This is a genomic window from Proteiniborus sp., assembly GCF_040308045.1.
In the GTDB taxonomy this organism is placed as follows: Bacteria; Bacillota; Clostridia; order Tissierellales; family Proteiniboraceae; genus Proteiniborus.
Genome location: NZ_JAWRHZ010000017.1, coordinates 57,352 through 73,316, shown reverse-complemented (window position 1 = coordinate 73,316; position 15,965 = coordinate 57,352). Strand labels below are relative to the sequence as shown.

Below are 15,965 nucleotides of genomic sequence, written 5' to 3'. Positions count from 1 at the left end.
TTTTATTATTTCACTTTAATCATTAAATTATCACTATCTCCACTGACAACTACAGTGACCTTATCCTTCAAATCTCCTCTTATAATCATTCTACCTATTTCAGTTTCAATATGTTTTTGTAAGAATCTCTTTACAGGCCTTGCTCCATATTGGATAGAATAAGCTCTGTTTAGGACAAGTTCTTTAGCTTCATCAGTAAATTCAATATTTATCTCTCTGTCTTCTAGCCTATTTTCAATTTCATCTATTTGCAAATCAATTATTCTAAATATCTCTTCTCTCCTTAATGGTTTAAACATAACTATTTCATCAATACGATTTAAAAATTCTGGCCTAAAGGTTCTCTTCATTGTGTCCATTACTCTTTCTTTAGCATCTTCGTCAATATGCCCATCAGAATTTATCCCTTCAATTAAGTAAGAAGAGCCTAAATTAGAAGTCATGATTATAACTGTGTTTTTAAAATCTACCGTTCTACCTTGGTTGTCTGTAAGCCTACCATCATCTAAGACTTGAAGAAGTATGTTAAATACATCTGGATGTGCCTTTTCTATTTCGTCAAATAATATTACAGAATAAGGCTTTCTCCTAACAGCTTCTGTTAATTGGCCGCCTTCATCATAGCCTACATATCCTGGAGGAGCTCCTACTAGCCTAGATACTGAGTGTTTCTCCATATATTCACTCATATCTATCCTTATCATATTTCTTTCATCATCAAATAGAGTTTCTGTCAATGCCTTTGCCAACTCTGTTTTACCTACACCTGTAGGACCTAAGAATATAAATGAGCCTACAGGTCTATTGAGTGCCTTGATACCAGCTCTTGCTCTGATAACAGCATCTACTACAGATTCTACAGCTTCTTCTTGTCCTATTACTCTTTTGTGAAGTATTTTATCTAGATTAAGTAGCTTTTCTCTTTCTGTTTCTACTAGTTTAGATACAGGTATTCCTGTCCACTTAGACACTACTTCTGCTATTTCCTCTTCTGTTACTTCTTCTTTTAACATTCTATCTTCACTTTGAGTTCTTAAATTAGCTTCTTCTAGCTTTTTCTCTAGTTCAATTAGCTTTCCATATTTCAACTCAGATAATTTTTCTAAGTCATATCGTCTTTCTGCATCTTCTATTTCTCTTTTTACTCTATCTATTTCTTCTTTTACTTCTTTAATAGAAGATATGCTTTTCTTTTCATCTTCCCATTTTGCTCTTTTAATATCATATTCTTCTTTTAAATTTGAAAGCTCCTTTTCTAATTTTTCAAGTCTTACTTTAGAGCTACTATCAGTTTCCTTTTTTAGGGCTGCCCTTTCGATTTCTAGTTGGAGAATTCTTCTTCTGATTTCATCTAGTTCAGCAGGCATACTGTCTATTTCAGTCCTTATCATGGCAGAGGCCTCATCCATTAGGTCTATAGCTTTGTCAGGCAAGTACCTATCACTTATATATCTATCTGACAGAGTAGCACAAGCAATTACTGCGTTGTCTGATATTCTTATACCATGATGAATTTCATATTTTTCTTTAATCCCTCTAAGAATAGATATAGTGTCCTCTACAGTAGGTTCAGTAACTAATACTTTTTGGAATCTTCTTTCTAAAGCTGCATCCTTCTCTATATATTTTCTATATTCATCTAATGTAGTAGCGCCTATACAATGAATTTCTCCACGAGCTAGCATTGGCTTCAAAAGATTTGAAGCGTCCATAGAGCCCTCTGTCCTGCCTGCTCCTACTATGTTGTGAATTTCATCTATAAACATAATAATCCTGCCATCTGAATCCTCTACTTCTTTTAATACAGCCTTTAATCTTTCTTCAAATTCTCCTCTGTATTTGGCACCAGCAATTAGTGCACCCATGTCTAAGGCAAATATGGTCTTATCCTTTAGGCCCTCTGGTACATCTCCATTTATTATTCTTTGAGCAAGTCCTTCAATTATGGCTGTCTTACCAACTCCTGGTTCTCCTATTAAAACCGGGTTGTTTTTAGTCCTTCTTGAAAGAATGCGGACAGTATTTCTTATTTCTTCATCTCTACCTATTACAGGGTCAAGTTTACCCGTTCTAGCCTCTTCGGTTAAATCTCTCCCAAATCTTTTTAGAGCATTGTATGTGGACTCTGGATTGTCTGATGTAATACTTTGACTTCCTCTAATTTTCTTAAGAGCTTCTAAAAATCTTTGTAAATTAATATTGTATCTCTTAAATATTTTCTCTGATATAGTTCCTCTTTCTTTTAATAGAGACATATAAATATGCTCTACTCCCACATATTCGTCACCAAATTTCTTAGCCTCATCTTCGGAGTTTAGGAATATTTTAGTGTAAGTTCTACTAGGATAAATAGAGCCTCCTCCACCAGATTGTTTAGGAAGATTATTTATTTCCCTATTCACATCACTTTTAATAAGCTCTACATTTTCCCCCATGTAGTTTAATACCATTGGTATTAAGCCTTCATCTTGGTTAACAAGAGCATAATGAATATGGATTTCTTCTAGTTGGGGGTTGCCATTTTTAATGGCTATTTGCTGAGAATTTTGTACTGCATCAATGCTTTTTTGTGTAAATTTGTTTAAATCCATTTTCTTCACCTCTCTTTTAATACAAGAAAACAGTTCAATGCTACTGAAAAAACCTAGTTTCTTTTCTTGTCATTCTAAGGTAAAGACGAAGAATCTCATATTTTAATGCTTATAGAGATTCTTCACTAATGCTCAAAATGACAAAACGAACTTTATTAGTAGTCTTAAACAGTTCTTATGTAATTATAAATCAAAACAGAAAAAGTTTGACCTTCTCTGACCTTTGTATTTATTATAATCCTATTACTGTTAAAAATCAAGACAAATATCTAATTTTTAAATTTAGGAAAAATACACTGAATTACGGTTTCCCCCATGGACAACTCCTTTCCTTGTTACTTTTGATAAAAAAATAACAAATATTATATTAAGTATAGTATAATAATTATAATAACTATAACAGTATAGACGGCTAACGGTTCCCATAATAAGATACAACTATCTCAATAGATAAGATTATAGCTTGTTTGTCAATTATGATAGGAGGGGGATACAATTGGACAGATTGTCAATTGGGCAAATGGCAGAGCTAAATCACATATCTAAACAAACCCTACGTTACTATGATAGGATAAAACTTTTAGAGCCCTATATAGTCGATGAAGAAACAGGATACAGATATTATAGTATAAAACAAAGTGCAAGGCTTGATATGATCCAATATATGAAGTCTCTAGGAATGAAGCTAGAGGATATTACACTGTAGAAAAGATGGATAATGTTGAATATCTATAATATCCAATGCAAATGTACCGTAAATAAAAATACATGGCAAGAAAATAAGTACCACACTTTAAATAGCCCCTTTAGAAGCAAGACTTCTAAAGGGGTTTCTGTTTAATAATAAAAGGATTTTCTACGCTCATGAAGCTTGTCCCTGAGTTTACTTCTTTAATAATTTATTATTTATTCTAATATTCTTTTCAACATTAAATATTTCAGAATCTGTATCAACATATAATGAAGGAGTTTTGGCATTTACTAGTATTTGAGTTGGATAAATACTTTTATGCCCTACTATTAAATATCCTACAGCACATACTACTGAAGCATATATTCCTACTTCTGACCCAAATAACTCCATGCACATAATTATGCCTGCTATTGGAGTATTTGCACAAGTAGCCATAAAAGCAACCATACCTACAGCTGCATAAAATGTAACACTACCATTAATTATGGTCCCCCATATATTCCCTATAGTTGAGCCAACAAAAAGCATAGGCGTAAGGATACCACCGCTTCCACCCGAACCTAATGTTACAGCTGTAGCTATTGACTTCCATATAAAATCTGTTGGCCTTATGTTATGTGCCATAACAGCACTATTTATCGTTTCTTCTCCTATGCCTAAATAGTCAGTTGTTCCAGTTAAAAATACAATTAAAATTATGATTACACCGCCTATTATTCCTTTAATAGGCGCATAAACTTTTATTTTTTCGAATAATTTTTCAACAAAAGCAATAAACCTTATAAAAACGATAGAAAGTACTCCTATAATTACCCCAAACAATATCATTCTAGAAAGAATTATACTTTCACTTAAATTGCTCATATCTATAAAATAAGTAACTAAAGGTTTTGTTTTTAAAAATTTGCCTACAAAAAAGCTTACAAAAGCTGCTATTAGAGAGGGAAATAAGGATATATAAGAAAACTGCCCTATATATAATACTTCTGATGCAAATATTGCTGCTCCTACTGGGGAGCCAAATACTCCAACAAATCCCGAAGCTACTCCACAGACTGCTAATCTTTTTCTGTCCATATCCTTTAATTTGAATATTTCTGATACTTTTGAAGCTACTCCTGCCCCGATTTGAGTTGATGGTCCTTCTAATCCTACAGAACCACCAAAAAGTAAAGTTATTACTGTTGTTAGGAGTTTAACTGGCACCACCTTTATATCCACTTTGCCTGATTCTCTGTTAATTGCCTCTATTGCTTTTTCCGTGCCATGTCCCTTAGCATCTGGTGCCAGCTTAGTAACTATAAAACTACTTAAAAATAAGCCAATTGGTAATAATAAATAATAGTATTTGAACCTATAAGAAAAGTTAGTTGTTACAGTGACTAATTTAATAAATAAAGCTGTAACTCCTCCAACTAAGCAGCCTATAATTATAGACATTACTATCCACTTAATAAGACTCGCTACTAATACATATTCTTCTTGTAAATCTCTAACAATGGTTTTTTTCATAAAATCACTCCTGTTTTTAATAGTGCTTCTATCTTTTCAATGAATTATTGCAGAAATATTCCTAAGCTATGTAGCCAATAGAGACATACGCTAATTTCATTATATTATAGTTTTGAATAAAAATACAATGCACAATTTCTATTTTATTTTACATGATATTCTTGGTTTTGGATTTTATAATATTGGTCTTTAACTTTACTTGACTTAGCCCTGCTGTCTTGTTTTATACGTTAAATATGTCTTTTATGAATTTTTAAATCTAGTTTCGTTATACTAAAATAGAAACTAGATTTAAATACCTCAATGGTTTAATTGTCATGGGTATAAGCTGTTGTAATATTTTGCTATTATGATATAATAAGCTAATTAATAATTGGAGAAGGATAATTTATGATTATTGACTATTCTTATACTAAGAAAAAAATCGATACGGTTTCTGGACATATATTTAAGGGTAGAAACTATAGGTGTAACTACGTTAGATTCAAATCCTTATATAGGAACTGTGCCCCTGGAACTGAGAACGTAGAGTTGTACCTATTTGAGCCTAAGAGGGAAGCCAGAGGTTCTGCATTAATTCTCCATGGATTAGGCAGCAAGAACATTAAATATCTTTTATGGCTTGGTCCCCATCTAGCTAGTGCAGGCGTTAGCACTGGTGTATTAATACTGCCTGGCAATTATACTAGGGTGGAAAATAACTCTGTAAGTGGTCGTAGCTATCTGTATCCTGACATGAATGTAATGTACCAATTTTGGGAGCATGGAGTTATAGATACACTAAGTACTATTGATATGCTAGAGCAGTCTGGTACTTGGAAGGAAAATAATATCATTGCAGGATATTGTTTAGGTGGTATGATATCTACTATTGTTGGTGTCATAGATAATAGAATAAACCATTTGCTATTTATGACAACTGGTGGACATATGCCTCGAATTTTACACCAATCACCAGCTACCGTATTTGCTAGAAGGATGTTTGAGAAAGGCTTTGATAAGGGATATCAATTGAATGATAAAAAGACTCTTTATAACATTTACGATGAGCAGTTTCCGGAAGTAAAGAAAATGTCCTTCAATGAAATATTAACTAGCGAGGATATTCATCCCTTATTTAAGGTGGATCCTATTTCATATGCTCATTTATTAGATATGAAAAAAGTTACATTTATTGATGCATATTTTGATCATACTTTGCCTGTTCTATCACGAAAAGTGCTCTATGATGAAATGTCCAGCGCAAATACTAAGATACTACCAATAAGCCATGTGAATTGGCTTCCTTTTGGATACTTTTTAGCTAAGTATATGCTTTATAAGCTTAATTTCAATTCGAAAGAAGCAAAGAAGGCATTATTAACCAAGGAAATAATACAAAACCCATTAGAAAAATAAATTGTGGTAGGTCGACATATGAATAAATTTATTGAAAAGCTTAGAACCTCTTTCTTTATTGTAAACAAACTGTATTTAGTACTAATATTTATTGTTCTTGCAATAGAAGACCTTACTCTAGGCTTCTTTTATTTCCTCATGTCTATTTTTATATATGCTTGGAAAACATTTAATTCAAGAGTTCCTATAAACGTGAGCAAGAAATTTGAACCTAAAACCTATATCTATAAAAAAACTAAAGATAATGAGCTTAAGCTAGATGTTTGGCTTCCATCAAAGAATAAGGCTAGTACTCCCTTGGTGTTTTTTTGCCATGGTGGAGGATGGATATCTGGATTTAGAAATCAGCCTAATAATGTTTCCTGGTGTAAATATTTAGCTTCAAAAGGCTTTGCTGTGGCAAGTATTGACTATAGATATGGATATAGAAATACTATGGAGGATATCCTCTTAGATTATAGAGATGCGCTTGAATATGTAAGGAAAAATAGTAAAAAGCTATCTGTTAATAAAGATAATATAATCTTAATGGGACTGTCTGCTGGAGGACATCTCTCGCTACTGTATTCTACTTACCATACCTTTAATAAAGACGAAGAGATGATGTCTGGTATAAAGGGAGTCGTAGCTTATTATGCTCCTACTGATTTAAATGATATTTTTGTTCCAGAAAGCAAATCTATATTTGCAAGATTTGCAACTAACCAAACATTAAAGGGCATCAATGCTCCAAAGGAAGAAATATATGACTTTTATTCTCCAATATCCTGGATTAGTGAAAACATGATTCCCTGTCTAATAGTCCATGGAAGGCAAGACAATACAGTGCCGTTTAAGTCCTCTATGAAGTTTGTTTCAAGGTTAAAGGAGCTTAAAATCAAACATACTTTTTTAGTTCATAAAAAAGGTGGACATTCCTTTGATACTAGACTTAAGGATATAGCCACTGTTAATATATTAGAGAAAACGGTTAGGTTTATTAAGAGAGTTGAGTAAAAATAGGCTGTTATTCCTGTCCTGTTCCCTTGTCTCTCTTGACATTTTTAGTCACTCATATAAACTATAAATATCAAATTAATTCGAGGTGAAATATGGATAAATTCAATAAAAAATTAAACGACTATGCAAAACTTTGTGTTAAGGTTGGAATCAACACTCAACCTGGAGAACCTCTTGTAATTAATGCTCCCGTTGAAGGAGCGGAATTTGTAAGAGTTGTAGCTAAACATGCCTATGAGGCAGGTGCTAGCGAGGTGCATGTTAATTGGAATGACGGGGTACTAACTAAGCTAAAATACGAGAACGCCCCAATGGAAGTCTTTGAAAGCTTTCCAAAATGGTATGCAGATGGTCTTGAAGATTATGCTAAAAAAGGTGCAGGATTTCTTTCAATATCTGCGCAGGACCCTGAGCTTTTAAAAGAAGTAGATCCGAAAAAAATTGCAGCCAATAACAAATCATCTGCCATTGCATTAAAAGAATGGAGAAAATATACCATGAATGATATTAATTCCTGGTGTGTTGTATCTATCCCAACAAAGGGCTGGGCAAAAAGAGTATTTCCAGATGTTTCAGAAGATAAAGCTGTGGAACTTCTCTGGGATAAAATATTCAGCGCAACTCGAATGGATTTAGATGATCCAGTTGCTGCGTGGCAGGAACATTTGGCTACATTAAAACAAAAAATGGACTTTTTAAATGAAAAGAACTTCAAAGAACTACATTATACCTCAGCTAACGGAACCGATCTGACTGTAAAGCTACCTGAAGGGCATATTTGGGTCGCTGGTGGCGGGAATAATTCAAAAGGTACATATTTTGTTGCCAACATGCCTACAGAAGAAGTATTTACATTGCCACTAAAAACCGGTGTAGATGGTGTTGTCTATAGTACAAAACCTTTAAACTATGGTGGTAAATTAATAAAAGATTTTAGGCTTACATTTAAAGAAGGAAAAGTTGTAGATTTTGAAGCTAAAGTTGGTCAAGAAGTTTTATCTGATCTATTGGATATAGATGAAGGTGCAAAATATCTTGGAGAAGTAGCCTTGGTCCCATTTGATTCTCCTATATCTAATACCAATACAGTATTTTTAAATACTTTGTTTGATGAAAATGCTTCCTGTCACTTTGCCTTTGGTAAAGCTTATCCAACGAATTTAAGGGATGGAGAAAATATGACTGAAGCAGAACTAGAATCTCACGGAGTAAATAATTCTCTAACACATGTGGATTTTATGGTGGGGTCAAGCGATTTATCAATCGTTGGAAAAACACAAGATGGAGAAGAAGTACAAGTCTTTGAAAATGGTAATTGGGCATTTTAGTGTCTAAATGTTTGGGACAAAGGGATGGGAACTTTGTCCCTCTTCATGTCTCTTGTCACTCAGCTTAATAGATTATTGTATGAAAAAGGCTACCTATTATGGTATAATATGCTAAAGGTTCTGAATATCTAATTCATGGGAGTGATTTCATGATTTATACTGAAGAAATCGAAAGTATTAAAAATCAAATAGTTTCAAAATTTTCACCAATTGATATTTATCTTTTTGGATCCTATGCTAAAGGATTAATTACTAAAAAAAGTGATATAGATTTATGTGTTATTATTGACACTGATAATAAAAGAGAGTTAGTTCAAAAAATACTTTTTGAGGTAGAATCTGATAACGATTTAGATGTGGTCATTTACACTAGAGATGAGTGGGAAAATCATAAAGATAATCCATCTACATTTGCCCACATAATAAATAAAACAGGGGTGAGCTTGGTTGGTAGATACAACTAGATTTAAAGAGTGGTTTGAAATGGCTAATAAAGATATAGCAGGAGCCAGAATATTATTTGAACATGATGCAGATTATGGATTAGTATGCTTTCATTGTCAGCAAGCAATAGAGAAGTATTTGAAGGGCTTTTTGATATATAAAACTGGAACTCTACAGGAAGGCCATAGTCTAATAAAACTGTGTAAAAAAGCTATGGAATTTAATAGTGATCTGAAAAATTTTCTAAAAGATTGTGCTTTTGTAAATACTTTTTATATAGAAACAAGATATCCAGCGGAAGATCCTCTCTTGATAGAAAAGGAAGAAGCTCTAATGTGTTTAGAGATTACAGAAAATATTATGGGTTTTATTGATGGGTTAGTAAAATGATGTTATTCAATAGCTAAGACCCCAAAAATTTGAACATTTCAGAATCAGACCATTCCCGAGGGACAACCCGACAAGGAGACAGGAACTTTGTCCCTTTCAAACCTAGATATTTTCGCATCCTATCGAACACGATCGATAACACTTTTCGATATTCCTGTAATTCTCGAAAGTTGCCTTATAGTAACACCCTCTATTTTCTTTAATATTTTAATAACCTCATCTCTTCTATCTCTATCTAATTGCTCCAATATGCTGATATTTACGATGCCAAGTCTATTTATATAATCCATAACTTCATTATCTGACAATCTCACTTTTTCCTCATCATCTAGGCATTTATCCTTATTATTTTCGTTCATAAACTTAATAAATAGATCTGTAGCCTTTTTCTTATCCATGGAAAATAAGTTAAATCCAAAATCTATATCTACTATACTAGTTCTTCTAATGTATTCATGATAACTTGTCCACTTATACTCTATAATATTTTTTGTCATGTTTGCTTTCGCAGGATTTTCCTGAAACAAATGTCCGCATCTTTCATATTTGTCGCTATACCAATGAACATAACTTGCACAAATTCTTTTCATAGCCATTGAAATTGATTCTTCTACTTCTTTTATTAATATATGAACATGATTATCCATTATGCAATAGCCATAAATTTGGTATTTACTTATATTCTTGTAGCTTCTTAATGTCTCTAAAAATTTAGTCCGGTCTTCATTATCTTCAAATATAGTTTGTCTATTAATTCCACGTAGCATAATATGATATATACCACTATTACTCTTTTCCCTAGGGCCTCTTGACATATTTATCACCTCAGAATTAGAATACCATAACCCTATCATCGAGAAAACCCAAGATGGGAAATTTGTCAGAAATAAGTAACTTCGTTGTCACTGTTTTCTATGTCTAGAATATTTTTTTGCATTCTAGCATCCCATTTTTACTTGTTTTACCTTAAGCTTCTTTTTAATCAAGCTTATAATATTTCTAGTCATACAGTGATCACCTACTCTTAATAATATACATGTACTATAACATAGTAAATTAAAATCCCTAGACTAATAGCTGAAGATGATAAATATTGGAAGGGCTATGTCTTTGTATAAATCATAGTGACTATCAGATTATAAAGAAAATATTGCTGGAAACTAACGTATGTAAATAGTCCTGTCCTTTACCTAAGAAGTTCTAATATCTTTTCTGGTTTTTTATTTGCTTGAGCTAGCATAGCATGAGATACCTGCTGTAATATCTGATTTTTTGTAAGTTCCGCTATTTCCTTTGCCAAATCTCCATCCCTTATTCTAGATTCTGCAGCTAAAATGTTCTCTTTGTAATTTTCATTATTTCGTATAATTGATTCTAATCTATTTTGTGTAGCCCCAATGCGTCCTCTTTCTTTAGATACATAGTTAATAGCATTATCTAGTCTGCTTAAAGCCTTTTCAGAACTCCTTTCGTTCAGAATAGTTATAGTGTTTATTCTCATTAGTTCATTAGACACTCTAGATTTATTAAAAATCAAAGTCTCTTTAGCATTAGCTCCAATCTGATAACTCTCAGGATTATCCTCTTCCCTAGCATCAACATTAAAAAACAGAGTACCTTTAGCATTCCCACTTATAGAATCTATAGTATTGGCTCCTACTTCTGTAAAGCTTAATTTAAGTCTACCTTCATAATAGGAAGCTACGACCATAGAAGATAGTTCATTTAATTTTGAATTGATTGCTATAAGAAGCTCATCTGCTGTATACTCCTTTTCATCTAATATTATAGCTTGGGTTTCTCCATTTACATCCATGTTAAATGTATCATTTACTCCTGCCTCAATGCTCACTCCATTACTTAGGTCAACTATTCCAACTGTATGAGTTGGAGTAGGTTCTCCATAAGATTTATAGAATACTGTATAGGCTGCACTCCCCCTAACACCATCAATAATATATGAGCCTCTATCATCTCTTCCGTCGTTTTTACTTGTACACTTTATAACTAGTTTATTAGCATCATCTATAGCAGTTCCACTATCTACTCCACCTATCTGCACTTGCAGCGTGTCTTGTGGATAACCCTTCTTACCTAATTCATCGCTTAACTTCTTCTGAATTTCATTTACTATTGAACTAGCATTATATAATCCTGGATCAATTCGTAACTTAAATGTCTCTTTCTGTGAATTGCGATAGAAGTCAAATATTAAATAGTCATTTATATTTGGATGTATAATTATTTCTTTATTGAGCTCTTCCCTACCTACTATATAAGTATCATATGCATATGTCCTTCCTGAGCCTTCTATATGAGTCAACTTCACAATGTTTATTGAATTTAAAACATTATTATAAAATCCCTCTTTAAAGCCTGTTAATTGGTAATTTGCCCCAACACCTTTAGTGCTTAGACTCATATATTTTGAACTTCCCGAGTTCTTAATATCTACAACTATTTCATCCCCACTAAAAATATTCTGTTCTTCAGTGTTGTTTTTTAACAATTCTTCTTTGATTTTTTCCCTCAATTCATCAGCAAGTCCATTTCCATTATATATACCACTACTCATTTTAACTTCAATATCATATTGCTTGCTTTCATGAATATATGTAAATTTAAGCTTATTATTAGTATCATCAATAATAAAATCATCTACAATATTAGTTCTTCCTGTAATAGAATAATTAGTTATACTACCAGCGCTACTTGTGGAAGGGATATTATATCCTGTACCTGCAATAATAGTATTATACGCAGTTCCTCCTATATCAGAAAAAAACTGGTTCTCTCCCTTTTCCTTGGTGGTAAATATAACATTTTTTAAATCATTACTTAAACTGACTTCTACATTTTCTTCACCTAATTTGTCTGATAGCATATTAACTAAACTATTTTTATCAAAGTCCCCATGGTCCAATTTTATTTCAATATTTTTTCCACTAATATTCATCTTCAATATGTCATTTGTATTATCAATAGTTACTCCATTACTCAGATTAGCTCGTCCCCTTAAAGTTGCTGGTGTTTCAACTATTTCTGGAGGTCCTACTATACCTTCTTCTGGATTAATGATTGTTGTGGTGCCACGGTTATGCTCATAGCCAGTAGTATAAGTTTCACAGAACAAGTCTAAAAAAGCATTAGACTTATCTAAAACACTCAACGTCCCTTCCCCTATTTCAGTATTTTTAATGATTAAAGCATATTTCCCATTATGTTCTTCTATGGTTACATCCACATTGGGAGTACCTAGGTCAGTGGTTTCATTTAATTTTGTTTTTATTTCTTCTACTAATTCTCCAATACCTTTACTTCCTACTTCCAATACTATGGCCTTTTCATTTCCATTTATTTCTACTATGAGTTCATTCTTTCCCTCTACTATATCAACAGTTCCACCTAATACATGTTCACCCTTTATGATTGCTTGAGTCTCTGCTCCCATAACAATATCAGGTTTTGTGTTAGTTATTTGCTCGCCTACAAATAGGTTATAGTATGCATTATATGTATTTGAGTCTGTATTGCCTAATTCAATCTTGATGCTACTTCCACTACCAAAATATTTGCTATATATACCTAAATAAGAGCCCGATACCTTCTTAGCCTCAATACCTAAATTGTGACTGTTTATATGATTTATAATCTCATCTAGGGTATAGTGCTTTTCAATCTCGCTACCTTCTAGTAGATTAATAGTATACGTTTCTAAACCATTAATTCTCAAATTCAATATATCATTAACACCTTTTTTAATAGTAATTCCTTCGCTAAGATTTTTTCTACCTTCAACGTATCCCTGACTCTTTGTTATGTATCCATACTTCGCATTGTCATATAATACGGAGGTGATTCCATCTATTCTAATCATATTTCCACTTAAACCTGTGATAACATGCTTGTCAGAGGTTAGAGCTATGTGCTTATCTAAGTATTTTATGGCCTTTACGTCATTTTCCCCATAGGCTTCTAACTGATTATTAATAATATCTATTAACTCGTCTATTGAGTATCCTTCGCTGTTAGGGCTAAAATTAATAGTGTATTCTTTACTGGCTCCCACATAGAATTTTAGCTTATCATTATATCCACTTTGAATAAAAAGCTTTCCATTTTCTTTGAATTCGGTCACTCCAATAACCATTCCTGGTGGATTCCCTATATGATATTCATAGAATAGAAAGGATAACCCACCCTTTATATAATCAATTGATGTGCTATTTTCGCTTTGAAGAGATACAGTGTTATTTTTTGTAAGATTTACTATAAGATTCTTATCCTTTTCTATAAGTTTGTCGTCTATTATATCTATCAGCTCATTAATTGAATAATAACCTGACTCTACCGATAGTTTTGTAACCTTTCCATCCACAGATATTTCTAAATCGTTATTGTATCCATCAATTATGTTTACAAATTTATAGAAATATTGATTTCCTTCAAAACTATAAAATGAGGACTCATGTGCTTCAAAGATAGGTTTAGAATTCCATTGAGATCTTGTTGTAAAATCATCTATAGAGAGTTGAAGTTCTCTAAACTCTTTCTGTATATTCTCTTTATCCTCATAGGACAGAGTTCCATTTAAAGACTGAATAGTTAATTCCCGCATTCTTTGCATAACATGATGAGCTTCATCCAATACTCCATCTCTAACCTGAAACTTAGAGATAGCATCCATGACATTTTGAGATGCTACATCAAGACCTCTTATTTGGCTTCTCATTTTTTCAGATATACTTAGCCCCGCTGCATCATCAGCTGCCATATTAATTCTAAGGCCTGATGATAACTTTTTCATAGATTTTTCTATTTTACCAGATATCTTTTTATTATTATTGAATGTATTTATTCCTAAGAGATTATTTTGAATACGCATAAAACTCCCCCTTATTACCTACGATGCCCCTATATTTCCCCAATAATATACTTAACTAGTTCCATAGTCTCATTTTTCTCTAAAATCAACTAGTAAAAAAGTATTGTTTTATAGTACTAATTCGACTAGAAAAAGAAAATTCCTTGTATTTTTGTCTTTATTTCAAAAAATTAATCGACAAAGAGCCAAAAAAAATAAGGACCTTAAACGATCCTTATAGCTTGATATCAATATCCCCACCCAAATGTGGATTTACTGACATCTCCATGGCTTTAGTTGACTGCTGAAGCATCTCTGCTAGGTTAGCAGATTGTACTTTAGCAGAATCCATAGATAATTTTAAAACTGATAGACTAGCTTGTTGCTGTATGCTTGATTGGCTAATCATAGTTGACATTGCTGCTATGTCCATGGGATCAACTCCTTTTACCTATTATTTACATTTAATACAAATATATCAAAATATTAATGTGATAATCGAGATCATATAAGTCTTACTCTACTGTGCATTTCTCCCTATAAATGCATTGTAAATATTTAGAATCTCATGTGCTCTGCTTTCCCAAGTATTATACTGTTGAGTAATTTCATATGCTTTATTCTCTACTCGCTTTCTTTCATTCTCATGTTCTAAATAAAATGATGTTTTTTCAACTAATGTATCGAGATTATTCATGTCATAAAAGATAATACTTTCTCCTTCTTTATATAGATTGTTACAATAGTTGTTGTTATTACTCAGAACTAAAGTTTCATTTAGCATGCTAGTTAAAACTCTCTCATGACTTCCATTTTCAAAGTAAGGTGTATCGTGTAAAAGTATCTTTGATCTCTGTATCTCTTTTGTTAAGGCTATATAGTCTATAGGTCCATTAGTTTTAAAATTCTTATATTTTAATAATTCATTATTACTTAAATTACCATAGTGCTGTACTCTAATCCCTTCCTCAATTAGTACTTTTATAATCCTATAACGGTTCCTAGCTCTTAAAGTCCTATCTACTAATGTATATATATAACTAAATGCATTCAGGAAATCTTCATCTTCTCTTATTTGTTTAAGCTCTATTCCTGCTGACCTCAGTTCTTCTTTAAAAAAGTTATATAGTGGAATATTATAATTATACTTTCCTTTTTCATATAAATTACACGCAAAACGTTTTAATATATCTAAGTCTAAATCTAACAGCTGTCTTTCAAGCTTATTGTAGTCACTCAATGAACCAGGCATTATAACATCAGTTGATTTTTCTACTACCTCAGAAGATAACATTTCTGTGCCTCCATGAGCTAACCAGGATATTGATATATCATCTGCTATACACTCTTCAAAACATTCTAATGAACCTTCATCAAACATACATATAAAAGTATTATTGCTTTTATATGTCTTGATTCTTGAAATGTGATAAAAAGGATGATCCACAAGAATAATACCCAGAGGAATATTTAATTTCTCATATATCTCCTTCCCTGTGAAATTAACACCATTAAAACTCAATACCAAATCAATTTTATTATTAGCCAAAATTCCTTCTATTCTATTAGAGGACATCGTCAATAAGTTTAAAATATGTACATTATGTCCTAGCTTCATTAGCTCATGTCCTAACTCTTCTACAAAATAATTTACAACATCATATTGAAATTGTCCTTTGTATATAACTATATTCACTAGAATTGCCTCCCTAAAATTGAAAAGTCAAACCTTATACATTATTAAC

At 32.3% G+C, this 15,965-nt stretch carries 12 protein-coding genes; 6 read left to right on the top strand and 6 right to left on the bottom strand.

The annotated features are described in order from the left end of the window. Window positions 1–5: 5 nt before the first annotated feature. Window positions 6–2,591, bottom strand: coding sequence for an ATP-dependent chaperone ClpB (gene clpB / locus ABV008_RS02860; RefSeq protein WP_352418308.1), 2,586 nt, complete (start codon window positions 2,589–2,591; stop codon window positions 6–8). 496 nt (window positions 2,592–3,087) lie between these two features. Here clpB and ABV008_RS02855 point away from each other — a divergent pair, with 496 nt between their 5' ends. Then, a complete protein-coding gene (locus ABV008_RS02855) occupies window positions 3,088–3,297 on the top strand; it encodes a MerR family transcriptional regulator (protein WP_352418307.1) in 210 nt (69 codons plus the stop codon). Window positions 3,298–3,474: 177 nt separating this feature from the next. On the opposite strand, the gene ABV008_RS02850 is transcribed toward ABV008_RS02855, so the two are convergent. Next, window positions 3,475–4,797, bottom strand: a complete 1,323-nt coding sequence (locus ABV008_RS02850) for a chloride channel protein (RefSeq protein WP_352418306.1) — start codon at window positions 4,795–4,797, stop codon at window positions 3,475–3,477. 390 nt (window positions 4,798–5,187) lie between these two features. Between ABV008_RS02850 and ABV008_RS02845 the strand changes: the two genes are divergently transcribed. The 5 genes from ABV008_RS02845 (at window position 5,188) to ABV008_RS02825 (ending at window position 9,356) form a co-directional block, all read left to right on the top strand. Further along, the gene (locus ABV008_RS02845) at window positions 5,188–6,195 is read left to right on the top strand and encodes an alpha/beta fold hydrolase (protein WP_352418305.1); all 1,008 of its coding nucleotides are present in this window, start codon (window positions 5,188–5,190) and stop codon (window positions 6,193–6,195) included. 18 nt (window positions 6,196–6,213) lie between these two features. After that, the gene (locus ABV008_RS02840) at window positions 6,214–7,191 is read left to right on the top strand and encodes an alpha/beta hydrolase fold domain-containing protein (RefSeq protein WP_352418304.1); all 978 of its coding nucleotides are present in this window, start codon (window positions 6,214–6,216) and stop codon (window positions 7,189–7,191) included. Window positions 7,192–7,286: 95 nt separating this feature from the next. Next, window positions 7,287–8,522, top strand: coding sequence for an aminopeptidase (locus ABV008_RS02835; RefSeq protein WP_352418303.1), 1,236 nt, complete (start codon window positions 7,287–7,289; stop codon window positions 8,520–8,522). Window positions 8,523–8,671: 149 nt separating this feature from the next. Next, a complete protein-coding gene (locus ABV008_RS02830; RefSeq protein ID WP_352418302.1) occupies window positions 8,672–8,986 on the top strand; it encodes a nucleotidyltransferase domain-containing protein in 315 nt (104 codons plus the stop codon). Beyond that, the gene (locus tag ABV008_RS02825; protein WP_352418301.1) at window positions 8,970–9,356 is read left to right on the top strand and encodes a HEPN domain-containing protein; all 387 of its coding nucleotides are present in this window, start codon (window positions 8,970–8,972) and stop codon (window positions 9,354–9,356) included. The genes ABV008_RS02830 and ABV008_RS02825 overlap by 17 nt, the downstream gene beginning before the upstream one ends. Window positions 9,357–9,475: 119 nt before the next feature. Here the strand turns inward: ABV008_RS02825 and ABV008_RS02820 are convergent, their stop codons facing one another. The 4 genes from ABV008_RS02820 to ABV008_RS02805 all read right to left on the bottom strand — a co-directional run bounded on the left by ABV008_RS02820 (window position 9,476) and on the right by ABV008_RS02805 (window position 15,916). Continuing rightward, window positions 9,476–10,171, bottom strand: a complete 696-nt coding sequence (locus ABV008_RS02820) for a transposase (RefSeq protein WP_352418300.1) — start codon at window positions 10,169–10,171, stop codon at window positions 9,476–9,478. A 371-nt stretch (window positions 10,172–10,542) separates the two neighbouring features. After that, a complete protein-coding gene (locus ABV008_RS02815) occupies window positions 10,543–14,241 on the bottom strand; it encodes a flagellin N-terminal helical domain-containing protein (RefSeq protein WP_352418299.1) in 3,699 nt (1,232 codons plus the stop codon). 214 nt (window positions 14,242–14,455) lie between these two features. Beyond that, window positions 14,456–14,653, bottom strand: coding sequence for a YjfB family protein (locus ABV008_RS02810; protein ID WP_352418298.1), 198 nt, complete (start codon window positions 14,651–14,653; stop codon window positions 14,456–14,458). 87 nt (window positions 14,654–14,740) lie between these two features. After that, a complete protein-coding gene (locus ABV008_RS02805) occupies window positions 14,741–15,916 on the bottom strand; it encodes a glycosyltransferase (protein ID WP_352418297.1) in 1,176 nt (391 codons plus the stop codon). Window positions 15,917–15,965: the final 49 nt, after the last annotated feature.

Excerpts from the sequence above, each read along its gene's own strand:
- clpB (WP_352418308.1), bottom strand. The coding sequence starts at position 2,591 with ATGGATTTAAACAAATTTACACAAAAAAGCATTGATGCAGTACAAAAT.
- ABV008_RS02850 (WP_352418306.1), bottom strand. The coding sequence starts at position 4,797 with ATGAAAAAAACCATTGTTAGAGATTTACAAGAAGAATATGTATTAGTA.
- ABV008_RS02845 (WP_352418305.1), top strand. The coding sequence starts at position 5,188 with ATGATTATTGACTATTCTTATACTAAGAAAAAAATCGATACGGTTTCT.
- ABV008_RS02840 (WP_352418304.1), top strand. The coding sequence starts at position 6,214 with ATGAATAAATTTATTGAAAAGCTTAGAACCTCTTTCTTTATTGTAAAC.
- ABV008_RS02835 (WP_352418303.1), top strand. The coding sequence starts at position 7,287 with ATGGATAAATTCAATAAAAAATTAAACGACTATGCAAAACTTTGTGTT.
- ABV008_RS02830 (WP_352418302.1), top strand. The coding sequence starts at position 8,672 with ATGATTTATACTGAAGAAATCGAAAGTATTAAAAATCAAATAGTTTCA.
- ABV008_RS02820 (WP_352418300.1), bottom strand. The coding sequence starts at position 10,171 with ATGTCAAGAGGCCCTAGGGAAAAGAGTAATAGTGGTATATATCATATT.
- ABV008_RS02815 (WP_352418299.1), bottom strand. The coding sequence starts at position 14,241 with ATGCGTATTCAAAATAATCTCTTAGGAATAAATACATTCAATAATAAT.
- ABV008_RS02810 (WP_352418298.1), bottom strand. The coding sequence starts at position 14,653 with ATGGACATAGCAGCAATGTCAACTATGATTAGCCAATCAAGCATACAG.